The sequence below is a fragment of the Paenibacillus sp. Y5S-9 genome (assembly GCF_036894235.1).
Taxonomy (GTDB): Bacteria; Bacillota; Bacilli; order Paenibacillales; family Paenibacillaceae; genus Paenibacillus.
Genome location: NZ_CP145887.1, coordinates 4,234,087 through 4,260,713, shown reverse-complemented (window position 1 = coordinate 4,260,713; position 26,627 = coordinate 4,234,087). Strand labels below are relative to the sequence as shown.

Below are 26,627 nucleotides of genomic sequence, written 5' to 3'. Positions count from 1 at the left end.
ACAATCTCCTTTTGAATTGATATACTGCTAGAGTATTAATTACAAAGTTGTAATAACTAATCTTAAGGAGATGAATGAATTTGAAAAAGAAATGGATGAAAACTGTCGTAACGGGTAGTCTGACAGCCGTACTGGCCGTAGGGGTAATGCTTCCTGCTTCCGCGTCTGCTGCAGATTCAACATATAAGACTGTCACAACGTACAAAATTACAAGTACAGACAGCTTGAAAGCTTATATTGAGAAATGGCTTAAACAAAATGGATACACCGTATCCGAGGGGCAAATTGTAGAGAAGCCTGCTACGCAGCCTGATCAAACGACGAAACCTGCTGAGCCGACAACAAAACCAACTCAACCAACAACAAAACCTGCTGAGCCTACAACTAAGCCTGATCAAACGACTAAGCCAGCACAACCAGCTCAAGAAGAAAAACCGGCAACTACACCGGCTAAAGATCCTTCAAACACGGGTAACACAGGTAGCAATACAAGTAATAATGGTAGCGAAAGCACACAATCCGACTTTGCTACTCAAGTTGTAAAACTTGTGAACGCTGAGCGTGCTAAAGCAGGTCTGAACGCTCTGTCTTCAGATGCACTTCTGGACAAAGTAGCTGTTGCTAAAGTAAAAGATATGAGTAACAATAACTATTTTGATCACCAGTCACCTACGTATGGTTCTCCGTTTGATATGATGAAACAATTCGGAGTAACTTACAGCTATGCAGGTGAGAACATTGCCAAAGGACAAAAAACACCACAGGAAGTTGTTACAGCTTGGATGAATAGTGAAGGTCACCGCGCTAATATCTTGAGCAAAAACTTTACGCATATCGGTGTAGGTTTCTACAACGGATACTGGGCACAAGAGTTTATCGGTAAGTAATCGGTTTATAATGAAGAAAATATGAATTTCTTTTCCACAAGGTTATGCCAGCACACAGTTCAAATCTGTGTATGGTATAACCTTTTTTCCGTAAAATGACATAAGGAAAATGAATTTTGCGAATATAGCGCCAAAATTTGCAAATTAACGACAGAACATTTATGTTATTTAGGAATAGCATCATTAAGGCGTGTCTGAAAACTCCGAAGGAAGCGGATTTTCAGACACGCCTTAATGTAAAGTCATTATAAATTATAAAGCACCCGGACTGGTGTACATGAGCGGAGATGTGATGATGAAAAAGAAAAAAAGCCTTGATTCAGCACCATGGATCTGGAGAACTGTCAGTACAGTTTCCATCTTGGCAACTTTGTTGTTGTTATTTGGATTTGGATACGCCATAAAAGACGTGATTTTCCCCGAGGGAGATTCCGCATTAACGACAGGCCAGGAGGCAACTGCTCCATCTAAGGATATCGAGGGGGAACCGGCTGTCGTGGAAGATGGCAAGATTCGGATGGCCGTCATCGGCGATTCCTTGGCAAGAGGCACGGGGGATGATGAAGGACTCGGTTTTGTGAGACGTGCAGGAAACCTGCTTAAAGATAAAGGATATGACGTTCAGGTTCTTAATAATCTGGGTGTAAACGGTTTGAGAACAGATGCTTTAATGACAAAACTTGATGAGCAAGGTGTGCGTTACGTCCTGCAGCAGTCCAATTTTATTTTGCTCTCGATTGGCGCAAATGATTTGTTTCAGGGAGGACAAGTTCTACAGGGGGAAGATCCGCCAACAGCAGAGCAGCTGGCAGCGGCTTTGCCGGAAACGTCGAAGCGCCTTCAAGAGATATTGAAGAAAGTCAAAGAAATTAATCCCGATGCACAGATTGCGTACATAGGGTTGTACAATCCATTTGGCGATGTGAAGGAACTGGAGAAGCCGGGTAATGCAGTGGTTGCAGCATGGAACGATGCTGCACTGGCTATTTTGAACAATGAGGACAAGATGACACTGGTCCCTACATTCGATTTATTTGAAAATCATCTGGGGGAGTATCTCTCTTCAGATCATTTCCATCCCAATGGACAAGGTTATGAGCAAATTGCAGTTCGGATTGCACAGGAATTCCAGGCAGATACACCGGCAGAAGGGAGCGGAAATTAAATGGCAGAGCAGCAGTATGATTCCGTCTTGTCTGTACAGCATCTGAAGAAGCGGATCGGACGCAAGTGGATCATTAAGGACGTTACATTTGACGTAAAACCTGGTGAAATCTTTGGATTTCTCGGTCCCAACGGTGCCGGCAAAACAACAACGATACGGATGCTGGTGGATCTGATCAAACCGACACAAGGGAAAATTAAAGTCTGTGGTTATGATGTGAATCGGGACCCTGAGCGTGCTTTGAAGTATGTAGGCTCCATTGTTGAAAATCCGGAGGTATATACATATCTGACAGGATGGGAGAACCTGGAGCATTTTGCCCGCATGCAACCAGGTGTGGACAACGAGCGCATTCAGGAAGTTGTGGATATTGTGCGTCTGGATCAGCGGATTCACGATAAAGTCAGAACATACTCATTGGGCATGCGTCAACGGCTTGGTATTGCACAAGCGCTGCTCGGGCGACCGCGTCTGCTCATTCTGGATGAACCGACAAATGGCCTTGATCCAAAAGGTATTAAGGAACTTCGTGTCTTTATTAAGCAACTTGCCAGCGAAGGTATGGCTGTATTTGTCAGCAGTCACTTGTTAAGTGAGATCCAGCTTCTCTGTGACAGAGTAGCCATTATCAGTGCTGGACGTGTGCTTGCTGTTGGAGGTGTAAGCGAACTGATTGAAGATCATTCGAAGTTGGCCATATGGCACGTTTCACCACTGGAGCAAGGCAAAAAGATGTTACTGGATGCAGGTATTGCTCTGGTAAGTCGACCTGCGGATGTGATGGATGATACCATTGTTGCGGGCCTTGGTCCCAACGCCGTGGTTGCCGAGATGCATGAAGATCGAATTCCTGATCTGGTGCAGCAGATGGTTCAAGCAGGTATTCAGGTTGAAGGGGTACAGCGGATTCAGCCTACGCTCGAACAACTATTCTTAAAAATGACAGAAGGTGAATCCATTGAGTAATATCATGCCTCTGATCCGTAATGAAACGATTAAGATGGTGAAGAAAAAACGGCTTTATATTATATTTATTGTACTTGCGGTCCTCGTACCGATGTTTACGTATGCCCAGATGAAATCTGCGGAGAATAATCGCGACAAGTTTGGCGGCGATTGGCGTCTTGAACTTCAACAGGCCATCACAGACAATCAGAACTCGCTCGGCAGTGATCGGGTACCTGAAGAGTACAAAAAATATAGAACAGTATATATCCAGCAGATGCAGTATTATCTTGAAAATGACATCAATCCCAAAGAACCGGGTGGTGTTACCTTTACGCGGGAGTTTATGAACAACGCAGTTGGATTGTTTATTCCACTGTTAATCATGGCTATTGCTTCAGATCTTGTTTCCGGTGAACGTACGACAGGTACGATTAAAATGCTTTTAACGCGTCCGGTTAGACGCTGGAAAGTGCTTCTGAGTAAATTAATTACGCTGATTATGTTTGTTTCGATCATAGTGGTATCAGCCTACATTATATGTTATGTCATATCGGGTGCGGTCTTTGGTTATAAAGGCTTTAACATGCCAATCTTCACAGGATTCAAAGTTGTGGGAACAGATGTCGATATGTCGGCAGTGCATGCTGTAGACCAGTGGCTGTATATGCTAATGCAGGCAGGACTGATCTGGTTTGTGAGTGTAATTGTGGCTATGCTTGCATTTATGGTATCTGTGCTTGTGCGCAGTACTGCTGCAAGTATCGTTATCATGATGGCCGCTTTGATTGCAGGAACAATCTTGACCAGTATGGCAGCATCTTGGCAGACCGCGAAGTATTTGTTCATGGTTAACCTCGAACTTCCGAATTATTTGTCTGGCGGATTACCTCCAATCGAGGGTATGAATTTAGGTTTTTCCCTTATTGTGCTTAGTGTTTGGGGCATTGCTTCACTCATTGTGTCATTCCTTGTCTTTACGAAACGGGATATCTTGAATTAAAATGGACAAGGATAAGAAAACATCTGTTTGCATTTTAGGCATTTTTTTAGTTGCAAGTTAAGAAGGGGGAGCATGAATGGTCGAGCAAATCGATATGTCGGCAGGTTCGACAGGCGGAGGACAGGGGTCTTCAGGCTACGACGCGGACGACATTCAAGTACTTGAAGGGTTGGTAGCGGTACGGAAACGGCCGGGGATGTACATCGGCAGCACCAGCACTTCGGGTCTACATCATTTGGTATGGGAAATTGTCGACAACGCTGTCGACGAACACCTCGCCAAATTCTGCTCCAAAATCGATATCACGCTGCATAAGGACGGTTCTATTACGGTTCAGGATAACGGAAGGGGAATTCCGACAGGTATACATAAAACAGGGATTCCTACTCCCCAGGTCGTGTTTACGATTTTGCACGCAGGCGGAAAGTTCGGTGGATCAGGATACAAAAAATCAGGCGGTTTGCACGGTGTAGGTGCGTCAGTTACAAACGCATTGTCCGAGTGGCTTGAAGTCGAGATTTTCCGTGATGGCAAGATTCATCGTCAGCGATTCGAGTATTGGAAGGACAAAAAAGGGATTGAACATGTCGGTGAACCGGTCTCCGGTCTCGAAGTGTTGGGCAATACCAATCGGACAGGTACAAAAGTTACATTTAAACCGGATATTCGGGTGTTCCAGAACGGCATTCAATTTAATTATGATACATTGGCAGAACGCCTTCAGGAGATTGCTTTTCTGAATTCAGGTCTGAGAATTGTGCTCAAGGACGAACGTTCCGGCAATCAGGATGAATACATGTATGAAGGCGGAGCAAGCCAGTTTGTTGCTTTTCTGAACGAAAATAAAGATGTGTTGCATGATGTTATTCACTTCTATGCGGAGAAGGATGACATTGAAGTCGAAGTGGCAATCCAGTATAACGCGGGTTATACGGAAACACTGGCTTCGTTCGTGAACTCGATCCCTACTCGGGGTGGCGGTACTCATGAGACCGGATTCAGGGCTGCGTATACCCGTGTAATGAATGATTACGCACGGCGTACCAGCATGATTAAGGAAAAAGACAAAAACCTCGAAGGTAATGACCTGCGTGAAGGTATGATGGCTGTCATCAGTGTCAAAATGTCAGATGTTGAGTTCGTGGGGCAGACAAAGGATCAGCTCGGCAGCGCTTCCGCTCGAAGTGCAGTGGATTCGGTCGTGTCCGAAAATATTCAAAGGTTCCTGGAAGAAAACCCGCAGGTAGCTCAAACGTTAATTCGCAAAGCGGTTCAAGCCTCCAGAGCCAGAGAAGCAGCTCGCAAAGCACGTGATGATATGCGCACAGGCAAGAAACGCAGTGAAAGTTCCAACCTGAACGGCAAACTGACGCCGGCGCAATCAAAGGATTTTACCCGCAATGAGTTATTTATTGTCGAAGGGGATTCCGCAGGTGGTTCTGCCAAACAGGGACGCGACTCGAAGATTCAGGCTATTTTGCCCCTCAAGGGAAAACCGCTCAATCCGGAAAAATCAAAGCTGGCCGACATTCTCAAAAATGAAGAATATCGTGCGATTACAGCAGCGATCGGTGCGGGCATAGGAACCGAATTTGCAGTTGAAGACAGCAATTATTCCAAAATTATCATTATGACCGATGCGGATACGGACGGCGCACATATTCAGGTGCTGTTGTTGACCTTCTTTTATCGTTATATGAAGCCTTTAATTGATGCAGGCAAAGTATATATTGCTCAGCCGCCATTGTACAAACTTACTCGTAAGTCTGGTAAGCTCGCGACTGTTCGATATGCATGGACGGATGAAGAACTGGCGAATTATATGAAGGAATTCGGTAATAATGTTGAGCTTCAACGTTATAAAGGTCTTGGTGAGATGAATCCGGATCAACTGTGGGAGACAACAATGAATCCGGAAACTCGTGCGATGCTGAAGGTACAGATTGTTGATGCAGCAAAAGCAGAACGTCGTGTATCTACGCTCATGGGTGATAAGGTTGATCCGCGGAAACGTTGGATTGTAGAGAACGTCGACTTTACAGAGTACGAAGAATAGAAGGTGCTTGGAATGAGTCCATCAGAACAATTTATGCCGGCCTTTCTCGAAGAGGTCGTTGGGGACCGTTTCGGTCGCTACTCCAAATATATTATTCAGGATCGAGCCATTCCGGATGTCCGGGATGGGTTGAAGCCAGTACAACGGCGTATTCTGTACGCCATGTACGATTCAGGTAATACGCCTGACAAGACTTACCGCAAGTCTGCCAAAACCGTTGGGGACGTAATGGGTAATTATCATCCACATGGTGACTCCTCCATCTATGAGGGTATGGTGCGGATGGCTCAGCCTTGGAAAATGGGCCATATGCTCGTGGACGGTCATGGTAACTGGGGATCACAGGATGATGACCCGGCAGCGGCGATGCGGTATACGGAGGCCCGTTTGTCGCCCATCGCAATGGAGATGCTTCGCGATATCGAGAAACGGACGGTGCTGTTTAAGGATAATTTTGATAATACGGCCAAAGAACCGGTTGTATTGCCATCCCGTTATCCGAACTTGCTGGTTAATGGCGTCAGCGGTATTTCCTCGGGCTTTGCAACCGAGATTCCTACACATAATCTGCGTGAGGTCATTGATGCTTCCATCGCTGTGATGGAGAAACCGTCGATTGAGCTGGACGAGATCATGATGTTTATGAAGGGTCCTGACTTTCCAACAGGCGGATTGATAATGGGCGGTGACGGCATTCTGGATGCCTATCGCACAGGTAAAGGACGGATCTATATCCGGTCCAAAACCGAGATTGAAAACATGCGCGGTGGCAAACAGCAAATCGTCATTACCGAAATCCCTTATCAGGTCGTGAAGTCTCGTCTGGTTACAGCGATGGAGAACATCCGACTTGAGAAGAAGGTTGAAGGTATTGCCGAAGTGCGTGATGAGAGTGGACGTGAAGGTCTGCGAATCGTGGTTGAGCTGAAAAAAGAAGCGGACGCACAAGGTATTTTGGCTTATTTGCTGAAGAAAACCGACCTGCAGGTCACCTATAATTTCAATATGGTGGCGATTGTGAATAAAGCACCTCACCAATTAGGATTGAAATCGATCCTCGAGGCTTACATTGCCCATCAGCGGGAAGTTGTAACATTCCGTACCCGGTTTGAGCTGGAGAAGGCGCAAGACCGTGCGCATGTGCTCGAGGGCTTGGTAAAAGCACTTAACATCCTTGATGAGGTCATTGCGGCCATCAAAGCGTCGAAGAACCGTCAAGATGCTCAAAATAACCTGATGTGGATGTTTGGATTCACGGAACGCCAAGCGGATTCCATCCTTACTTTGCAATTGTACCGTTTGACTAATCTGGAGATCAATTCTCTGGAGAAGGAACTCGGTGAACTGATGAAGAAGATTGCACAACTACAATCCATTCTGGATAGTGACCGCAAGCTCATCGGAGTCATCCGCAAAGAATTGATGGAGATTCGTGAGAAATACGGCATAGACCGTCGTTCCGCGATCCAGGGTGAAGTGGAAGAACTCAAGGTTAATCTCGAAGTGCTTGTCAATGCGGAAGATGTATTTGTTACATTATCCAAAGAGGGATACGTGAAACGTACAGGCATGCAGTCCTTTACACGTTCAGGTGGTGAACGGAGCGGAAGTGGAGTAAAAGATGGCGATTATATCGCTCAGGTTCTGGAAGTAAATACGCTTGAGAACTTGCTTGTCTTTACGAGGAAAGGGCAGTACTTCCTGTTACCTGTTCACCAGGTACCTGAATTCAAGTGGAAAGATCCAGGCACAGCCATTGTGAATGTCATTCCCCTTGCGAAAGATGACCGTATTGCAAGTGTGCTTGCTGTGAAATCCTTTGAAGAGCCAAACCACAGTCTGGTTTTCGTTACGCGAAGAGGACAGGTGAAACGAACAGAACTGAAGGATTACGTTACCAAGCGTTCCGGTGCAGTTGCGGCTTGTAAAGTGGGCAAGGACGATGAAGTGTTATCTGTACATCTAAGTACAGGTGGTCAAGATATTATGTTGATTACAAAAGAAGCCATGGCGATTCGTTTCCGAGAGGATGAGGTTAATCCAATGGGACGTGTATCCGGTGGTGTTCGTGGTATTCAGTTAAGAGATACAGATGAAGTTGTATCTGCCCTATGGGTAGAAGGAGATGAAGGTGAAGTTGCCGTGTTGTCCGATTTGGGATATGGTAAACGTTCATTACTCCTGGATTATGCTATCCAGAGCCGTGGAGGCAAGGGGCTTGCCACATTCGAGTTCAAGGAAGGCAAACGTGTGAAACCGAATGGCAGCCGTATTGTTGGAGCGTTTTATTGCAAAGAGCAACGTAAGATCACTGTAATGACCAAGGAAGGCCAAGTGCATCCGATCTCTTCGGAAGGTGTTCCGATTACTGAGCGCAAACATATTGGCAAACTGATCGTTCCTGTGGATAAACAGGACGAGATCGTTGAACTTCTGAGGGACTTCAATGAGAATCAACCAGCATCATCTTCATAAAAACAAACAAACGAGACTTTTCGCAGAACAGCTAATCCTGTCATGCGAGGAGTCTTTTTTTGTTGTTCGAAGGCGGATTAGAAGAGGTCATTCATGCGAAGTTTAACATCCTTCGTCGATTACGGTCGATCGCTAGGAAATTGAAAAAAGGCAGCAGGAATGCGGCTTTGGAGCGCGAAAACTTAAGCAGGTGAAGTGATAACCGGTTGCAGAGAGGAGCGATGGAAGATGTATAATTCCGATTTTGCCAAGTGCTGGTCCAGGTTAACCAAAGATTATAAATTGCATATGGATCAAGAGCTGGCACCCTCATTAACGGAGGCTCAGCTGGCTGTTTTGGAGGTACTTGAAGATCATCAGAAGATGAAACCTTCGGATCTGATTCCTTATCTGGCGACTACGCCAGCTGCTGTAACCATGCTGCTTGATCGGATGGAGAAGAATGATCTGATTCGCAGGAATCGGGATAATCAGGATCGACGCATTGTGTGGGTATCTCTGTCAGAAAAAGGAAGAATGGAGACAGAGCGGGGAATCACCATCCGTAATGAATTCATGAACTCTGTTCTCAGTAACATTTCGATGCACAATCAACAATTGCTGGTATATCTCTTAGGCAAAATGACAACACCGAAGACCAAAGAGCCTGCCTTATCTACTTCGGTATGATACCATGCTGATTCTTCTGAATAACCATAGGAGTGCCTGCTCGTTTCATGCAGGAGCCCTATGGTTATTTTATTTACAAATTACATATGATACACACTGTGTCCAGGTTAGTTGAGTAAAGACATGGATGTAACACAGTTAGTATGTCCTGATATTATTTTTGTGAATTCATATGTAAAGAGTTGACTATGTAAATATTTTTGTTATAATAAATAATTGTTCCCCTGATATTTCGTGTACGAAATATTATATTCCAAAAGTAAAAGGGTGAAACAATGACTGATACGTATGAAGTATTCTATATTATTAATTCGTTCCGCCAAGTGAATCAAATGCTTTTTCGAGCATTTTGGAATGAAAACAAGGAGATCGAGCTGACTTCGATCCAGTTTATGGTGTTATCCATCCTGAGGGAGCGTCCTTCCATTGGCATCAATGAAGTGGCTGAGCTATGCCATATGGGCAGCAGTTCCATGAGCGCTGTTGTGGAGCGACTGGTCAAGGGCGAGTATATCGTTCGCACACGTTCGGATGCTGACCGCCGATCCGTCAAGCTTCAGATTACGGACAAAGGGGAACAGGCCCAACAGGAAACGCACCATTTGTGGATGGAAAGAGTGTCACCCATTCTGGATATATCGAAGGAAGACCTTGAGCACCTACTTAGAATTCATAGTCAAATGATTGAAAAGTTAGAAGGAAGAGAGATGAACAACATATGAGTACGACTACTGCTGCAGCTCCATCCTCAGCGATGGACAACATCAAGAAAGGCCCGATTGTAGCGGCATTGTTAATTGGTGCCTTTGTGGCATTCCTGAACCAAACCCTGATGAACGTAGCGCTTCCTAAAATTATGGAAGACCTCGCGATCAATGCAAACAAAGCCCAATGGTTAACTACGGGTTATATGCTCGTCAACGGTGTACTGATTCCGGTTACGGCATATCTGATTGCCAAATTTTCAACACGTCAAATTTTCATTACAGCCATGACTCTATTTACCTTAGGTACGTTAGTCTGTGGTCTTAGTCCAACCTTCACCATTCTGATGGTAGGTCGTGTTATTCAAGCGGCAGGTGCAGGAATCCTGATGCCTCTGATGACCGTTGTATTCCTGACCATCTTCCCAATCGAGAAACGTGGTCAGGCCATGGGAACCATGGGGATCGCGATGATTCTGGCTCCTGCGATTGGGCCTACACTTTCAGGTTATGTAGTTGAGCATTATTCCTGGAGATTGTTGTTCTACATCATCTTGCCATTCTCTATTATTGCAACGGCAATTGGTATTGCTTTTGTCAAAAACGTAACACGTCAATCCAGACCTAAACTGGATTATCCAGGCGTTATTTTATCTACACTTGGTTTTGGTAGTTTGCTCTACGGATTCAGTGATGCGGGTACCGATGGATGGGGCAGTGCAATTGTCATTGGATGTCTCGTCGTAGGTGCGATATCCCTGATACTGTTCGTTATTCGTCAACTGACAACAGATCATCCGCTCCTTGAGTTCCGTATTTTCAAGTACAATATGTATACATTAACAACGATTATCAATATGCTTGTGACAATGGCAATGTTTGCAGGTATGATCCTGCTTCCTATTTTTCTGCAAAACATTCGTGGATTCTCACCGATTGAATCAGGACTTCTGATGATGCCTGGTGCGATATTGATGGGGATTATGTCCCCAATTACAGGTCGCATATTTGATAAAGTGGGCGCACGCTGGCTTTCGGTTGCAGGTCTTGCCATTACGGCAATTACAACTTTTGGACTGAGTCGTCTGGCAATCGATACTACCTACGGCTACATGATGTTTATCTACACGGCTCGTATGTTCGGTATGTCGATGCTGATGATGCCGATTCAGACAGCAGGTCTGAATCAACTGCCTCAACGTCTGAACGCACATGGTACAGCAATGTCCAATACATTGCGTACAGTTGCCGGTGCGATCGGTACAGCCATTCTGGTTACCATCATGAGTAGTAAGCTCAAAACACATCTGGCGGATGCAGTTGCTGCGGGTCAGGTTAATCCGAATGATAAAACAGCGATGATAGCTGCTACAGCAGATGCAACGATTTACGGTGTTAACTATGCATTCATCGTGGCTACCGGAATGACCGTGGTTGCTTTGATCATGGCGTTCTTTATTCGGAAAACAAAACCGGCTGTTGAACCTGTTACTGTAGAAAAGGAAAAAGCGACGGCTACAGCATAACGAATATCAGATAAAACCAAAAAGAGAACTCTAGCAGTCGAAGGGGTAACCCTAACTGCCTGAGTTCTCTTTTTTTGGTGTGTGCGATAGGAGGAGAGCACTTTTATTATTCGGGCTGGATCGTTGGATCGATAAGAAATACAGGATCGGGCTCATGACCGAACTGTTTGAGATTAATGGTTCCGTTCAGTTGAAACTCCACACCTTCGCTAATCAGTTCTGTTTCCTGCATCATGCGCGAGTGTTCGTCCGGTATGGAGATTTCGCCTTTTGCATTGACGACACGGTGCCAGGGCAGACGTTCCTTGCGGCTCATCGAGTGCAGGATTCGTACGACTTGTCTCGCGGCTCTTGGACTACCGGCATGGGCTGCAATCTGACCGTAAGTCATCACTTTACCTTCGGGAATCGCCGCGATGATCTCAATGACTTGTTTGGTAAACGGGGTCATCATGATGTCTCCTCTCTGTATTTTAGGTATAAAGCTGAAAATATGAAAAAACGTGTCGTTCAGATACAGAATCTGAACGACACGTGATATGGACAGATGTAACCTGATCCTGTGCACTTATAGAGGTTGTTCGATAAAACCGCTTTTGATCCCATCTTCTCGGTACTGAAAACCAGTCTTATTGAACTCGTATTTATTGGGGTTGTCCAAAAGCTTTTTGGTACACGGCAGCTGGCCATTCTGCCCATGGGAATTCTCTTGCAGGCAAAGATTGCAGAATAACTTCTTCCTTAGTAACTGGATGAGGAAAAGCAGCAATCGCAGACCATAGAGCAATCTGTTGCCCGGGTTTATTCACGCTTGCGCCGTACTTCTGATCCCCGTACAGAGGGCAGCCGATTTCTTTCATTTGCACCCGAATCTGATGAGATCTGCCGGTGTGCAGTTCGATATGGACGAGGCTGTAAGGGTCTGTCTCACCGATAACACGGTAATCCAGAACGGCATCCTTACCGCCAACCGTACCTTTAGGTACAACAGTAACGGTATTTGTACGTGCATCTTTCAGCAGGGTGTGTTTTAACGTCCCCTGCTGTGCAGGCAACTTGCCATGTACAACAGCCGCATATATTTTACGGAAATGGCGTCCCCGCACAGTCTCGGACAATCTCGAAGCCGCTTTGGAAGTCTTGGCAAAAATCATTGCCCCTCCAACAGGACGATCAAGTCGGTGTACTAACCCGAGATAAACATTGCCAGGTTTGTTGTATCGTTCTTTCAGATCCTGCTTCAGCAATGTAAGCAAATCCGGATCACCTGATGCATCTTCCTGGGTAGGTACATTGACCGGCTTCGTAATACCTAACAGATGGTTGTCTTCGAACAGAATCGGAATTGCATCGTGATCATGCCGATGTTCTGACATGATTAAGACTCCCAACGGCCCAGAATACCACAAGGCAGATCCAGACCACTACGTGTGATTGGCAGACCAATTTCACCTGCAGTAATGTCACCACCGTACTGAGCAGACATGGTCATGGTCAACATGTTGCGCAGAACCGTAGAGGAAATGCCTGTAGTGTAGGAGTTAACCAGCATGAATAATGGATTATCCGACAAGATCGTCATACATGACTTCAAGAAAGGATATAGGTTCTCTTCCAGTTTCCATGTCTCTCCATTAGGGCCACGGCCATAAGAAGGAGGGTCCATAATAATGGCGTCGTAACGATTTCCGCGACGTTGTTCCCGTTGTACGAATTTGAAAACATCATCTGTAATAAAACGAACAGGGCGATCAGCCAGTCCGGATAATTGAACATTTTCCTTGGCCCATTGAACCATGCCTTTAGCAGCATCCACATGCACAACAGAAGCGCCTGCGTAAGCAGCGGCTACCGTTGCTCCGCCTGTATAGGCAAACAGGTTCAAGACAGAAATAGGGCGTCCTGCATTAGAGATTTTATCCATCATCCAGCTCCAGTTGGCAGCTTGTTCAGGGAACAGGCCGGTGTGCTTAAAGCTGGTAGGTTTAATATGGAACTTGAGGTTTTCGTAACCGATCGTCCAGCGCTCGGGAATGGGCTTTTTCATATCCCAGTTACCGCCACCGGAAGAGCTGCGATGATAGTGACCATGCACCTGACGCCATTCATTGGTTTCTTGCTCAAGGGGCCAGATAATCTGTGGATCGGGTCTGCGTAAAATCACATCTCCCCAACGCTCCAGTTTCTCGCCGCCTCCTGTATCGATTACTTCATAGTCCTTCCAATTCTTAGCTACGTACATAATGATTTATCCATCCTTCAAAAGTCATTTGGATACTATTGTACAACAAAAAAGGGCTTGTACGCCAGTTGGGGGACGGGATCATTGGAGGAAGCTATTACATCTGACCTTAAAGGATGAAGTATTTTAGCTGTGTTGAAATCCGAGGTGCGCCATATACTGAAAAACAAAGATAACCAAAAATTTAATTTGACAATGATAATCATTATCACATATGATTTTGTTAATCCAAAATTCATTCTTTCTTCATAGAGAGAATATAACATGATCAAATTAAAGTGAGGGAAAAATAGATGGCTAAATTGTTAGTGGCTTATGCGAGCATGACAGGAAATACAGAAGAAATTGCAGAACTGATCGTGGAAGGAATTACACAGGGAGGCCACGAGGCTGACCTGAAATCCGTAACGGATTGTAATGCATCTGATGTATTGGACTATGACGGATTCATGATCGGTGTGTACACCTGGGGAGACGGGGAGTTGCCAGATGAATTCCTTGATTTCTATGAGGAGCTGGATGAGCTTGACCTGAGTGGTAAGAGAGCTGCAGTGTTTGGTAGTGGTGACACATCATATGAGCAGTTCTGCGGTGCAGTTGATCTCGCGGCTGCCAAGCTGCAAGAGCGTGGGGCGGAGGTATCTCCAGAGATGTTGAAAATTGAATACAGTCCGCTTGAGCAGGAGAAAGAAACATGCCGTGACTTTGGCAAACGCTTCGCTGCTGCCGGATTACAGGTATCCTAAAGATCATGTTAAGACATAATGTTCAGGCAGCGATGCCAGTCGGAAGGAATGACCTTCCTGAACGTCTGCTTGAAGATTACAGATTGGAAGAAATGCTGCGCAGCCCACACCGATTCATCCGCCCTGAACCAGTGTCTGAGCAGCGTCTTCCACTGCAATGGAGGCACCGTGTACAATATGCGGTGAGCCATGCGGTCAATGCCTTTTACAGTCTCGACCCCGATGTTCGCAAAGAGGTACCCGTACAGTATTTACTTGAGAAGTGGTGGCCCAGAAAGACGGATGGTTTCGAATCTGTTCTCCATTACTGGGATGTGAAGAACAAGATTACGGATGAATTGTCACTCGCCATTGCAATGAACGATGATTTGAAGCATCCAGCCATTCTTTTTGAACAGTGGAGAACGGAGTTACCTTCATTATCCATGCATTTGTCGATGATATTTCAGGCGGCCTGGCAGCCAGAAGGCTGGGATTCGCTGCTTATTCAGAAATATATGGTTGTCCATGATCCAAACGTAGTTGAGGCGTTTCAGCATATGGTCAGTGTATTTTGCTGGGAAGCCTTCGGAAAATTACCGGGTATGATCGAGATATACTGCTTGTTGGAAGGACGCAAAATTAGATACATCCCTGGACGCCAGTCTCTAATCCATTCCATGGACTACATTCGCTTGATACGTGATAGCATGCCGCAAGCAGAAGTGGTGGAGTCAGAACAATTTACGACGCGTGATAAGGCGCGCATACACGAAGAGGTAGATCGCTGGAAAACGGAAGCCGTTGAACCGAAGAAAACATGGTTGATGTGAAGGCGATTGAAGGATAACGATATATCATGCAGATAGAGGAGGGGAAGTTGCCATGTCTACCGGTCTAAGTCAAGATATAAGCAGCGGCAAGAGACGTGCAGGAACTTGCGAATTCAGTCCGTTGCCAGTACCCCAGTCGGTTATACGAAAGTTGCTTGATGAAGCAGATCCTTCATTATATGTGATGAGTTCAGAACCTTGGAGGTTTATGTTGTTTGCAGGCGAAGGGCGACAGCTATATCTGGAAGCGGTCAGACAGAGCTATCCACCCCATCTGGCTGATCGCTACGGCGATTGGGCTACATATCAATACACGGAAGCAATTCCTACCCACCTGGTTGTCGTGGCGCCTAGAAATGCCCGTGAGGATGATCTTCTGCCGGCCAAAGCCTGGAGCAAACGTTTTAGTATTCTTGCTGCGGAACAGGGCTTGAACGCTGTCTGGAAGATCAATGATTATCAACAACATCCTGTGTTTATGAATTTGATGGGTTTGACAAGTGAAGAGAAGGTATTAGGGGTCTTCCATATCGGTTACGGAGACCAGCCTGCATTGCGGGATATGGATGCAAGCAGACCAGCCTCTGAACTGATGACGGTCTATGACCATCTGGTATAAAAAAAATCGGTAGTTCTCTTATTTAATGTTGTTGGATAGAAAATCACGAACGAGCTGACGATTGGTCTGATTTTTGTTGTAGACGGAGTACAATCGATTGGATACCGTAAGCACATTGCCAAAAAAGAATCGTTCGAATTGGGTCTGTCTGCCCCCGAATGATCCAGCCCCAAGCTCCCAGATCAGGCGAAACAGAGCGTTGCGTTCGTAAGAAGCCATATCGTTCCCTTTCAGATATATATTCAGTGAAGGAGCGATATCGGATTGAAACTCTTCTTCCTGAGGGATCATAATCACCCCGCTCGAACCCAAGAGTTGCAGAATTTCAATCATCTCAGGATAAAGTTTCGGGAAAAGGAGATTGGCTGCCATCAATGGTTTGGGTGCAGGTAATACAAATCCTCGTCCGTCTGGTATAGCACCTGCCTCCGCGGCCAAAGCCAATGCTTTTAACGATTCAAGACCTGCGAACACACGTGCAGTTTTCTCTATAACATGTGCTTCCGTATTCAGATCCAGCGTATCCGTGAGAAGCTGGATTGTACCGAGAACAAATTCCGTCTTGGCGATATAACGACACAATACCTGATGACCTGCGTGAATATGAAAGTTGCTACCACTGAAGAGACGTGAGGACATTTCCTCACTTCCTGCAAAAAATATTCGTTCATGCGGAACGAGCACCCGGTCAAAGATGACGATATTGTCCATTTCTTCATATCTGGAACTCAGAGGATAGTTGGTGTGAGATTCGCCTGCGTAAGTATCCCTGCATACCAGACTGATTCCTGGCAGATCATTGGGGACAGCAAAAGAGAATGCAAATGGATTTTCGTCATCAAATGGGGCAGGAGAAGGTGACGGATAGACAAAAATCTCATCCGAAGTGGCAGCTTGTGTAGCCATCATAAATGCTCCGCTAATAATGAGGCCTTCCTCGGTGCGATCTACGACCTTTGCGGCAATAGCATCCTCTGTAGCATCCAATTGCCCTGAGATTTTGCTGGCATATGGCTGAATGAAGGCATGGGATAGCGTAATATCATGATCACGGCAGTAGGCATAATAATTCTTGAGATTTTCTGCATATTGGGGAGATAATTCGTTCAGGAGATCGGCACCTGTGTAAAAGGACATTATGGCTGTATTCATGTAATCGGGTGAGCGACCAAGAAAGCCATGATGGACATTTGCCCAGATATTCATTCCTTCCCGTCGTTTACGGAGGTCATCGGCACTCGTTGGAGGCAGGAAGGATATGCCCACAGGTTTGCCGTCTGCCGGGGAGGCATACGTCATCTTTTCCGCAAATTGAGGATCGGATTGCAGATCATACATGTACATCTGAGTTTCCATTAAACCAGCAAATGCTACATGTTCAGAGCGTTTTCCATTAATAAGGTTACCTTTGTACCAGCAAGGGACGGACTGGGCATCAATTCGTTCGCGATACTGTGAGCCACTTTTAACAGGCATTATTATTCACCTCTTGGTTCTAATCGTTCATGGGCAGACTGACTTCTTACGTAGTGTACGTAGGTCATCTGTCCAATGTGCATTGAAGAGGTGAGAAGCATTTTTACAGATTAGGGCTTGATAATAATTATCATTCTTGTTACAATAGACAAAGAAAAAAGGAACCGGTAAGGGCTCCTTTACTTGCATCATATGAAATTACTTATTTTACTTCAAAAGTCTTACAGTCTGTTTCAGCAGACTGACTTGCTTCTTTGGAACTGTGGCTCACGATGTAGATCGAAGAAGCGTTACATTTGTTTTCTTGAGCCCAGTGACGACAGGAATTAACTTCACATAATACGTCTTTTGCCATGATTGTTAACCTCACTTTATTTGGATTACATTCGTTGGTATAAAGAAACCAGATACAACAAGTTGCCGCTTGTGAATCTGGAAAATTTTTGCTCTCGCGAAATTTGGAGGGCTTTTTTGCGTTATACACAACGATGCATATTTAGAATAGCAAATTTTATTGAAGCTTGCAACCAAATGACTTCCTTCTGTGGCAAAATAGTGTACATGCTGTGGTTATATTTGCAAAAAGGCAGTATTGTGCTATTATTTAATAGTAATAATTACGATTAAAATCTTAATTGATTCTATATAAATTGAATTAAGCATTTACACGAAACCATAAATGAAGGAGCATGTGTATACATGAGCAAATTAAATCATATGAATCGGATTCCTCGAGCAAAAGGGATCGATATGGCTGCTTTTTACACGCCAAAAGAGTGTAGGCGCAAAGCCCAGCATATTGTATTTTCCGCTGAAAATGAACGGATCATTAATGAATTCATCACTATTCTGGGCATGAAAGAGAAATTCAGAGAACATGATGTATCAATCCCCAACAAAATGGTCATGTTCGGGCCACCCGGTACGGGAAAAACATTGACGGCATCACATCTGGCGGAGCGCCTGGATCTGCCACTGGTACTCGTGAGATTAGATGCAATCATTCATAGCCATCTTGGGGAGACGGGGAGTAATGTACGCAAGTTATTCGAATATGCACGAATGAATCCCTGTGTGTTATTTCTGGATGAATTTGATGCCATAGGCCGTACGCGTGAGAGCAATGATGAAGTGAAGGAGATGGCGCGTGTCGTCAATACGTTGTTGCAATGTCTGGACGAATTCGATGGGGACAGCATTCTGGTCGCTGCGACGAATCTGGAAACCCAACTGGATCATGCCATATGGCGGCGTTTTGATACGAAGATGACCTATGGAATGCCTGATGATTCAAGTCGCAGATTGTATATCAGCAAGTTGGTGGGATCATTTGAACAGGAGACCCGGCTGGAAGATTACATATGTGAACGCTTGGCAGGGTGCAGTTATGCGGATATAGAGCAGATCGTTTTGAAAGCAAAGCGAAAAGCGATCATTGCCAGTAGTACACTTCATAAGCAACTGATCTCGGATGCTTACGATGAATACAGGCCACGTGTCTTAGAGTGTTGACTGCTTCCATTTTGGATAGTTTGGATAAAGCAACAAGGAACAACGTTGAAATAGCCCAGTCTCCTGAATGGAATCCTGGGCTATTTGTCATGTTAGCATGTTGCGTTACACTTTAACGGCTGCTCCGTATGCTTTTTCTGTATTCATGGCTTCTTGTGTTGCAGTCCAGCGTGGCAGACTTAATCTGAACATGCTGCCTTCCGGGCTGCTGGAGACAAGTGTCAGCTCACCGCCTTGTTCCTGAGCAAGTAGCCGGCTATATGTTAATCCTAGCCCCAAGCCGCGGTTACGACGTTTCTTGAGCTCTCCACGATAGAAGCGTTCGAAGATCTTGGGTTGGTCTTCAGCCGCGATACCTGTGCCGTTGTCTTTGACATCAACGTACAGCATCTGTTCTTCTGCGTGTAGATAAATATCGAAGACAGCCTTTTGTTCAGGAGCTGTGGCATGAAGTGCGTTATTGAGCAGATTAACAATGATCTGCTGAATGCGCAGGGCATCCCCCATGGTAAAGAAGTTGACTGGAGGGGAGTGCAGATGAACCTCTGGCATTTTGTCCTCATAGGCAATCTTCCACTGATAGATGATCTCACCGACCAACAGCTTCAGATCCGTCCGTTCCTTGCGAACGGCAACACTTCCTGCAGCCATGGCGTTATAGTCAAGCAAATCTGCGACCATACGCTCCATACGTTCAGACTCCTTCAAAGCGATATCCAAAAATTCTTTCCCTTCCTGTGGACTCACGACATCGTCACGTACTGCCATAACGAGCCCCTTGATGGAAGTTACCGGTGTCTTGAGTTCATGACTGACCCCTGCCAGCGAAAGTGTACGCCATTCTTCGAGTTGTCGGAGACGAGTCGCCATATCTCGGAATGAATTTACAAGTTCATTGATCTCACGTTCTCGTGTATTCAAGTCAAGGCTCACATCATAATTGCCACCTCGAATCTGCTCAGCGGCATATGCGACCTGACGAATCGGTCTGGATAACTTATTGGACAGGAGATAGATTGTAAACCATCCACAGAGAATTAGTCCACCGAGGATTAGAGCCACGAGCCATATGGTCTCTGGACCAAATGTAATGGATTGTTTGGACTGCATCACCCACACTTTACCCAAGGTTTGATCGCCCTCGGATATGTTGACCGTTACACCTGCATATTTGTTGTTTCGCGGTTCAAGATAGTCGTCTGACAGTCGATAATGCACATCTTTTTGCTCCATTTTAGGCTGGGAAAAGATCAATTGATTGTTATTGTCCAAGATCATGACACAAAAGTAATGATCTGTATTAAATAGTTTCTCTCGCTTGGTTACCAGTCTGTCAAGATCGGGTGGAACCCGGAGCACATTATTTTCACTGGTCACTCGATCTGCAATCTCCAGACCAAGAAGTTCTGCGGTTTTAAGGCTTTTCTCAATGGAAGTTGTTCGAATCCAGTAGAGTGCCCCTGCCGCAATAATCGTGAAACCAATGCACAAAATGAGAAAATATCGCAGTGTCCAGTGTGACAGAATGGATATCGTTCGTTTGGGTTTCTTCTGCTTCAGTTGGCGATCCAAAATTGATACCCCATTCCTCGCAACGTCCGAATTTCTCCCGTCTCTGGCGACCAGTGGGAGAGGGCTTGACGTAGTCGTTTAATCGATAGATCCACAGCACGGTCACTGCCATCATAATCCATCCCCCATACCTGTTCAATAAGGTGATCCCTGGTAAACGTACGATTCGGATAATCGGACAGGAAGAACAGTAATGACAGGTCACGAGGTGTGAGTGCAACCTCTGCACCGTTCAGCAGAACCTGCTTGGCAGCAAGATCAATGACGAGATTTCCAAAGGAACGCTTCTCTTCGCCACCTGATGTCCAATGTGGATTACGGCGCAACACCGCATTCACTCTGGCGACCACTTCTTCCGGTACAAAAGGTTTGCTCATATAATCGTCAGCACCGGCATTTAATCCGTTGAGACGGTCTGAAATGTCATCCAGTGCGGTTAGCATGATCACGGGACAAGCACTTTTTTCACGAATAATCCGCAGCAGATCCCATCCGTCCATTCCTGGCAGCATTACATCAAGTAATACAAGGGAAGGCGTTACGGTATCAAAAAGGGTAAGTGCAGTCGGTCCATCTGCTGCATGATGAACTTCAAATTCTGCTTTTCTCAGATAAGCAGCCAGTACTCGTGCAATAGCTTGCTCATCCTCGACGATAAGTATGGATTTCAAGAAAAGCGTTCTCCTTTCGCTGAGTAAACTTGTACTGATTTTACATGAGCAAGAGCGTAAAGCCAATCCTGTATTACGGATTTGAAAAAAATATGGGACTTGTCTTATCTTGACTTCTTCCTGACACATTCAATTGATATGATTCACTCCAACAAGCAACCTAAACAATAATATACTGGAGGAAACATACAGATGAACAAGAAAGCAAAAGCATGGCTTATTACAGGTGTAGCGGCGGTTGCCGTAATTGGTGGCGGTGGTTACTATCTCGCGAATAGCTACTTGGGGAACAACGTGGAGATTGAACAGGTGCTTCCTGCCAGCGCAGCAACTTCCACAACAACTGTAGATAGCACAGGAACGGCTGTAGCCAATGAAACTGCAGGAGCAGAGCAACTGAACGGAGACTGGAACATCAGCGAAGGTTCCAAAGTATACTTCTCCGTAACCACTTCACAGGAGACGGTTAATTTTGTGGATGAGCAGGTAACAGGGAATTGGACAATTAATGTAGACGATGCTGCTCAGATGAAGGCAGAAGGACAGATTGAGATGGATGGCATTGATTCCGGGAATGGACAGCGTGATGGACACGTGAAGCAAGCCGATTTCTTCGACATTGCGACATATCCACAGGCAACATTTACAGCGACGTCATTTGAAGGGGTACCTGCGGAATGGCCTGTTGGTCAGACGGTTGATATCAAAATGAACGGTACCATTACCGTTAAAGGTATTGAAAAAGAAGTAACTTTTGACGCAAAAGCTGCTTATGAGAATAACGAAGTATTGTTGTCGGCGACATCGATGGTAACCTTTGAAGATTTTGGAATGGAAAATCCACACTCCGTTGTGCTCTCAACTGAAAATGATATCCAGGTACAGCTTGAATTGAAACTTTCTAAATAAGTGTAACAATGATCATATACCTGAAAATCTGTTCTGTTCTGCCTTACGGTAGACGGACAGATTTTTTTGTTTCTCTTGCAAAATAGTGTGATTAATATAGCTCAAATGTAACTGTCACAGGATCATATTGTTAAAATAACTGCTGTTTCCTTTGGATTATGCCGTGTCGCCTATCACTATTAAGCGCTTACAATGAGGAGGATTCATAACATTCATTGATCCATGCACAATCAAACACAAAAAGGGGGAGATCAAGAGTGAACAAAAGGTACATAAGCGGGTGTCTGGTGTTACTGATGCTATTCTGTGATCTGGGACTGATGGTTCGTCCAGCGGCTGCAGAAGATGCAAAAGTCAACGTGGCACTTAACAAGCAGGTTACGGTAAGCACAGAATATTTGGAGTGGGGGAGTAAGAAGGAGCACTTGGTTGATGGTAAAAGTGACACGCATTGGGCTGCTAAGGCTGGAGTGACAACGGAACAACCACAGTGGGTCATGATTGATCTGGGTGAGGCCTACAATCTGTCCGGAGCGGAAATAACGTGGAGAGAAAACACGGTTGTGAAATATATGGTAGAAACATCTGCTGACCAGCAGGCATGGACCAAAGTTGTTGATCAAAGTGAAAATGCCGATCCTAAACAGATCGCTGATCTGACGTTTGAGCAGAATGATGTGCGATACATCAGACTGAACATCTCCTTTTACAAGGGTGAAGGAGTCTGGCCGGAAATATTGGAGTTCAAAGTGTGGGGAGAATCAGAAGGCACTGAACCAGCCAATATTAAAGGATATGATGAGATCGAAGTGAGAACGGTGACAAGAAGTGCGCCAATTCTGCCTAATCAGGTAAAAGCATGGTACCAGAATGGAAAATCAGGAATGGTGCCAGTGGAATGGGACAGTATTGACCCTTCAGAGTACGCACATGCGGGCAGCTTTACCGTGACAGGTGCGGTATATGGTGCGCCTCCAGAGCCTCAGCTTAAAGCTAAGGTGATCGTTGAGGGATATCGTGAAGACTATGTTAGAGGTGTCGATATTTCCACGTTAACGGCCATTGAGGACAAAGGCGGAAAATACGTGGACAGCAACGGTACAGAGCGTGATTTGCTTGATATTCTCAAGGATCGCGGTGTCAATTATGTGCGTCTTCGTCTGTGGAATGATCCACAGAAATCAGGGGGATACAACGATAAGAAAGATGTCATTGAGCTAGCCGCACGGGTGAAAGCAAAAGGTATGAAAGTGCTGCTTGATTTCCATTATTCTGACGAGTGGGCTCATCCGGGACAGCAACTTCGTCCTAAAGCTTGGGAAAGTTATACTTTCGATCAATTGAAACAAGCTGTATATGATTATACGTATGAAGTTGTAAGTGAGATGAAAGCCGAAGACGCTATGCCTGATATGGTGCAGATCGGTAACGAAATCAACAGTGGTCTTCTGAACGGCTTGAGCAGTGACGTGGATTTCAACGAAAATGTTGCCTTGCTGAAAAGCGGAATAGATGCTGTACGTGCAGTAGAAGGAGAGATGACCGATAACGCGGATAAGGTGAAGATTATGATCCATCTGGCTGAAGGTGGCAAGGTGGATACGTTCAAATGGTACTTTAAAGAGTTAAGTGATGGCGGACTGGACTATGACATTATCGGACTGTCGTATTACCCGTTCTGGCATGGGACGTTTGCGGATGTACAGAAAACGATGAATGAAGTGTCAGCCGAGTTTGGCAAAGATGTCATTATCGCTGAAACGTCGTATCCATTTTCCTATAAAAACGGGGATGCTCATGGCAATATCATCGGATCGGACGAAGCGCTTCATGTAGGGGGAGCAGACTTCCCCGCAACCGTTCAAGGTCAATATGATGCCATCGCGGGCATTATGGACATGATTGCGAACGTGCCGAATAATCATGGTGCAGGTTTCTTCTACTGGGAGCCGGCGTGGATTCCGGCCGGTGTAGGCTGGATTGCATCCGAAGGGAATGCATGGGAGAACCAAGCGATGTTTGATTACGATGAATTTCCGGCCAACGGCGGGCATTCGTATGAAGGCAGAGCGTTATGGTCCCTTGATGTGTACAAACGTGGATTGAGTCTTCTGCCCGCAAACCGCCAGCAACTGGATGCGGCACTTACACGAGCCAAATCATTGGTACAGACTGATTTTACTCCGGAAAGCTGGGTGACTCTGGCTCCGGCAATCTCGGCAGCGAATGATGTATACCAACAGGCATACACGCCGGGCGGGGTAACTCAAGCAGATACAGATGCAGCGACAACAGCACTAGAACGTGTGATGCAGCAGATGCAGGTTATCGCCCCGCAGCTTGACGAGCTTCGAGCCAAAATAGCGGAAGCCCGTACGTATCAGCAGGCTGACTGGTCTGCGGCCACTTGGGCGGTATTGACCAAAGCGCTGGAAGGCGCTGAGCAGGTCTTGAATGATCCTAGAGCGACACAGACGGATGCGAATACAGCGGTTAAACGTTTGCATGATGCCATTGATGGTCTATCCAATGTGGACAAAACACAACTGCACCAGTACATTCAACAAATGCAGCAGCAGACTAAATCTTCCTATACACGCCGGAGCTGGTCTATATTGGAACAGTCTTTGCAGGCAGCGATTCAGGTCCGAGATAACAATGCTGTTGTTCAGTCTGAGGTGAATTCAGCACTGAATACGTTGAAACAAGCCTTTACTAGTCTGGTCTCTCTGGAGGCTTTAACAACGGGCAAAACGGCAACGGCTTCGAGCAGTGCAGGGACAGGAGGCAATCAAGCCAACTCTCCTGAAGGTGCAATTGACAACAATCCAAACACTTCATGGGGAACAGACCAGAGTAAGGATAGCTGGTGGCAAGTGGATTTGGGTCAGGTTGCTAACCTCCGCAAAATCGAAATGTCGATGTGGAGTGGCGGCATCAAATATACGATCGAAGTGTCCAACGATAACAAAAATTTTGTGAAAGTAGTGGACACCACAAGTGATGTTGTTGTATCGACCGCACCTAGCCATGTACTTCCAGAAGGCACGGAGGGACGTTACATTCTGGTAACGATTAAAACAGGTCCCACATGGGTAGGATTTATGGATTTTGAAGCCTACGGTACATTCCCGGCGGACAAATCTGTACTGCAAGCTACGGTAGATACCGCTGAGAAATTAAAGCAAACCGAATACACGACTTCAAGCTGGAATGTATTTAGTAAGGCACTTTCTGAAGCGAAGGCATTCATTCTGGATGTTGAATCTTCAACGCAAGATGTAAGCAATGCGGATCGTGCGTTACAAGATGCTGTGAGTAAGCTTGTACGTCAAGATGTAACACCTGGCCCTGGGCAGCCATCTCAACCAAGTGAACCATCACAACCGTCCAACCCGGGAACAGCTCCAACGCCAGGAAACCCTGTAGTGAACCCACCGGTTGATTCGGTTACTTCACCAGCGAAGGGTTCGATAACGGTAAAAGGAACAGCAACCGGGGATGACAAGTATTCGATTCGTCCAGATGCATCTCAATTAACTCAGGCACTGCAATCCATGGATGCAGGAAATCGTACGTTGAAACTGCTTGCAGATGTACCCGACACAGCCAAGACAGTCACATTCCAATTGGCTGCAAGTCAACTGGCAGCATGGATTCGTTCCGAGGAAGTGAAATCCCTGGATGTAGTCGTAGGACAAACTACCGTTCGTGTTCCTCTAAAATCACTCCCGCTAACCATTGCGGAGACTGCGGGAACGTTCGACATCGTAGTGGCAAAAGGATCGACAGATACACTGTCCACATCGCAAAAAGCAGCGATCGGTAATCATGCGATTGTTGATGTAAGTTTGTTAATGAACAATAAGCCATTGCAATGGACAAACAGAGCGGTTGAGGTTGCTCTATCCAATGTGGAGCAACCTAAAAAGAATGATGTAGTTATGGTTGTACATTCCGTATCTCCAAGTGGTGAAATGAAACCTGTTACGTATTCCAAGTACGATGACAAGACAAAGACGATGGCGTTTAAACCGCTGGAATCGGGCAGTTATGTCATTGCAGAAGTTGAAGTGCCATTACATGATCTGCAAAATCACAATTGGGCTCTCCAAGAAGTGCAGAACCTCTACGGGAAGGGAATTATTACGGGGATGAGTGCAACACGTTTTAACCCACAAGGTGAACTGACCAGAGCACAATTTTTGCAAATGATTATTAAAGGTATTGGTGATGTACGCCAGCCCGATCCATCTATCTCAATCCCAACTGATGTGAAGGAAGGGCAGTGGTATGCCGATTCAGTACGACTTGGCATTGAAATGAACATTATTCAAGGCCGGGCGGATGGAAGCTTTGGAGCGAATGAACGTATTTCGCGAGAAGATATGTCCGTTATGCTGAACAGAGCACTGCAGGTTGTGCAACGTGATCAGGATGCGAACAATGCTGCACAAGGAAATACTTTATTTGTAGACAACGCCGAGATCGCCGGGTATGCAAAAGAAGCTGTAGCTTCGATGCAACAACTTGGACTGCTAAAAGGCATGCCTGATGGCACGTTTGCTCCGAAAGAAACGGCGAACCGTGTACAAGGGGCTGTTGCAGTCGCCAGACTGATGGAACAACTGTATTAGA

At 45.7% G+C, this 26,627-nt stretch carries 22 protein-coding genes; 15 read left to right on the top strand and 7 right to left on the bottom strand.

Annotation, left to right across the window (positions count from 1 at the left end; genetic code table 11):
• The first annotated feature begins 80 nt into the window (after nucleotides 1–80).
• From V6669_RS18695 to V6669_RS18655, 9 genes are all read left to right on the top strand, one after another.
• Nucleotides 81–887 (top strand): CAP domain-containing protein, encoded by an 807-nt coding sequence (locus tag V6669_RS18695; protein ID WP_338587517.1) that lies wholly within the window; start codon nucleotides 81–83, stop codon nucleotides 885–887.
• Between the two features lie 292 nt (nucleotides 888–1,179).
• Nucleotides 1,180–2,052 carry a GDSL-type esterase/lipase family protein gene (locus V6669_RS18690; RefSeq protein WP_338587516.1) on the top strand — a complete coding sequence of 291 codons (873 nt, stop codon included), beginning with the start codon at nucleotides 1,180–1,182 and terminating at the stop codon, nucleotides 2,050–2,052.
• The gene (locus V6669_RS18685) at nucleotides 2,053–3,018 is read left to right on the top strand and encodes an ABC transporter ATP-binding protein (protein ID WP_338587515.1); all 966 of its coding nucleotides are present in this window, start codon (nucleotides 2,053–2,055) and stop codon (nucleotides 3,016–3,018) included. It begins immediately after the preceding gene.
• Nucleotides 3,011–4,000 (top strand): ABC transporter permease, encoded by a 990-nt coding sequence (locus V6669_RS18680; RefSeq protein ID WP_036613298.1) that lies wholly within the window; start codon nucleotides 3,011–3,013, stop codon nucleotides 3,998–4,000. Before V6669_RS18685 ends, V6669_RS18680 begins: the two co-directional genes overlap by 8 nt.
• Nucleotides 4,001–4,076: 76 nt before the next feature.
• Nucleotides 4,077–6,056, top strand: coding sequence for a DNA topoisomerase IV subunit B (gene parE, locus V6669_RS18675; RefSeq protein ID WP_249912270.1), 1,980 nt, complete (start codon nucleotides 4,077–4,079; stop codon nucleotides 6,054–6,056).
• Nucleotides 6,057–6,068: 12 nt separating this feature from the next.
• A complete protein-coding gene (gene gyrA, locus V6669_RS18670; RefSeq protein ID WP_249912271.1) occupies nucleotides 6,069–8,531 on the top strand; it encodes a DNA gyrase subunit A in 2,463 nt (820 codons plus the stop codon).
• 228 nt (nucleotides 8,532–8,759) lie between these two features.
• Entirely contained in the window at nucleotides 8,760–9,200 is a 441-nt protein-coding gene (locus V6669_RS18665) for a MarR family winged helix-turn-helix transcriptional regulator (protein WP_124116267.1), read from the top strand.
• A 275-nt stretch (nucleotides 9,201–9,475) separates the two neighbouring features.
• Nucleotides 9,476–9,922 (top strand): MarR family transcriptional regulator, encoded by a 447-nt coding sequence (locus V6669_RS18660; RefSeq protein ID WP_036613308.1) that lies wholly within the window; start codon nucleotides 9,476–9,478, stop codon nucleotides 9,920–9,922.
• A complete protein-coding gene (locus tag V6669_RS18655; protein WP_338587512.1) occupies nucleotides 9,919–11,430 on the top strand; it encodes a DHA2 family efflux MFS transporter permease subunit in 1,512 nt (503 codons plus the stop codon). Before V6669_RS18660 ends, V6669_RS18655 begins: the two co-directional genes overlap by 4 nt.
• Nucleotides 11,431–11,536: 106 nt before the next feature.
• Here V6669_RS18655 and V6669_RS18650 read toward each other — a convergent pair whose 3' ends face one another.
• From V6669_RS18650 to V6669_RS18640, 3 genes are all read right to left on the bottom strand, one after another.
• Nucleotides 11,537–11,881, bottom strand: a complete 345-nt coding sequence (locus tag V6669_RS18650) for an MGMT family protein (protein WP_338594993.1) — start codon at nucleotides 11,879–11,881, stop codon at nucleotides 11,537–11,539.
• Nucleotides 11,882–12,074: 193 nt separating this feature from the next.
• Nucleotides 12,075–12,806 (bottom strand): RNA pseudouridine synthase, encoded by a 732-nt coding sequence (locus tag V6669_RS18645; protein ID WP_338587510.1) that lies wholly within the window; start codon nucleotides 12,804–12,806, stop codon nucleotides 12,075–12,077.
• Nucleotides 12,807–12,808: 2 nt separating this feature from the next.
• Nucleotides 12,809–13,672: a class I SAM-dependent methyltransferase gene (locus V6669_RS18640; RefSeq protein ID WP_017687801.1), complete on the bottom strand. Its 864-nt coding sequence runs from the start codon at nucleotides 13,670–13,672 to the stop codon at nucleotides 12,809–12,811.
• Nucleotides 13,673–13,965: 293 nt separating this feature from the next.
• Here V6669_RS18640 and V6669_RS18635 point away from each other — a divergent pair, with 293 nt between their 5' ends.
• From V6669_RS18635 to V6669_RS18625, 3 genes are read left to right on the top strand one after another with little or no spacing between them, the layout of a single operon-like run.
• Entirely contained in the window at nucleotides 13,966–14,418 is a 453-nt protein-coding gene (locus V6669_RS18635; RefSeq protein ID WP_017687802.1) for a flavodoxin, read from the top strand.
• A 5-nt stretch (nucleotides 14,419–14,423) separates the two neighbouring features.
• Entirely contained in the window at nucleotides 14,424–15,230 is an 807-nt protein-coding gene (locus V6669_RS18630; protein WP_338587507.1) for a hypothetical protein, read from the top strand.
• 52 nt (nucleotides 15,231–15,282) lie between these two features.
• A complete protein-coding gene (locus tag V6669_RS18625) occupies nucleotides 15,283–15,849 on the top strand; it encodes a nitroreductase family protein (protein WP_076317523.1) in 567 nt (188 codons plus the stop codon).
• Nucleotides 15,850–15,867: 18 nt separating this feature from the next.
• Here the strand turns inward: V6669_RS18625 and V6669_RS18620 are convergent, their stop codons facing one another.
• Together V6669_RS18620 and V6669_RS18615 are read right to left on the bottom strand one after the other, a co-directional pair.
• Nucleotides 15,868–17,325: a 4-hydroxyphenylacetate 3-hydroxylase N-terminal domain-containing protein gene (locus V6669_RS18620; RefSeq protein WP_338587503.1), complete on the bottom strand. Its 1,458-nt coding sequence runs from the start codon at nucleotides 17,323–17,325 to the stop codon at nucleotides 15,868–15,870.
• Nucleotides 17,326–17,527: 202 nt separating this feature from the next.
• Complete coding sequence (locus tag V6669_RS18615; protein WP_074095586.1) at nucleotides 17,528–17,680, bottom strand: DUF1540 domain-containing protein; 153 nt, start codon at nucleotides 17,678–17,680, stop codon at nucleotides 17,528–17,530.
• A gap of 344 nt (nucleotides 17,681–18,024) precedes the next feature.
• On the opposite strand from V6669_RS18615, the gene V6669_RS18610 reads away from it, so the two are divergent.
• Nucleotides 18,025–18,837: an ATP-binding protein gene (locus V6669_RS18610; RefSeq protein ID WP_338587499.1), complete on the top strand. Its 813-nt coding sequence runs from the start codon at nucleotides 18,025–18,027 to the stop codon at nucleotides 18,835–18,837.
• Between the two features lie 105 nt (nucleotides 18,838–18,942).
• On the opposite strand, the gene V6669_RS18605 is transcribed toward V6669_RS18610, so the two are convergent.
• Both V6669_RS18605 and V6669_RS18600 read right to left on the bottom strand, forming a co-directional pair.
• Nucleotides 18,943–20,409: a HAMP domain-containing sensor histidine kinase gene (locus V6669_RS18605; protein WP_338587497.1), complete on the bottom strand. Its 1,467-nt coding sequence runs from the start codon at nucleotides 20,407–20,409 to the stop codon at nucleotides 18,943–18,945.
• Nucleotides 20,394–21,080 (bottom strand): response regulator transcription factor, encoded by a 687-nt coding sequence (locus V6669_RS18600; RefSeq protein ID WP_036613325.1) that lies wholly within the window; start codon nucleotides 21,078–21,080, stop codon nucleotides 20,394–20,396. The genes V6669_RS18605 and V6669_RS18600 overlap by 16 nt, the downstream gene beginning before the upstream one ends.
• A 192-nt stretch (nucleotides 21,081–21,272) precedes the next feature.
• Here V6669_RS18600 and V6669_RS18595 point away from each other — a divergent pair, with 192 nt between their 5' ends.
• A complete protein-coding gene (locus V6669_RS18595; protein WP_338587493.1) occupies nucleotides 21,273–21,989 on the top strand; it encodes a YceI family protein in 717 nt (238 codons plus the stop codon).
• 257 nt (nucleotides 21,990–22,246) lie between these two features.
• A complete protein-coding gene (locus V6669_RS18590) occupies nucleotides 22,247–26,626 on the top strand; it encodes a glycosyl hydrolase 53 family protein (RefSeq protein ID WP_338587491.1) in 4,380 nt (1,459 codons plus the stop codon).
• Nucleotide 26,627 lies beyond the last annotated feature (1 nt).